Annotated in this window: 1 protein-coding gene; it reads right to left on the reverse strand. The window is 62.9% G+C overall.

Features of this window, described 5'->3' with window-relative positions; all coding sequences use genetic code 11:
* Positions 1-259 (reverse strand): glycosyltransferase (locus tag SB764_RS41945; protein ID WP_410867029.1); only part of this gene is annotated, 259 nt, incomplete at both ends.

Consider the following 259-nt stretch of genomic DNA (forward strand, 5'->3'; position numbering starts at 1 on the left):
CCAGCCACCCGGATTTGCCGACGATCACCAGATTGACCGCAGTACCTTGTTGCCAGAGCTGCTCAAAAGCGGTCAGCGCCTGTGCATGCCCTTTACGCGGCTCGACCGTCCCTACCATCAGGAAGCTGGGAGCCGCGCGCAGCGCCTTGAGTATACGAGGTGCATCGCTCGGCATGCCGGTACTCGGTCGGGAATTCTGTACATCCGCGCCGTAATGGAACCAGCCGACCTCGAGCGCGCGCTCGCGCTGGGGATGATG

The sequence above is a fragment of the Paraburkholderia sp. SIMBA_027 genome (genome assembly GCF_046535315.1).
In the GTDB taxonomy this organism is placed as follows: Bacteria; Pseudomonadota; Gammaproteobacteria; order Burkholderiales; family Burkholderiaceae; genus Paraburkholderia; species Paraburkholderia tropica.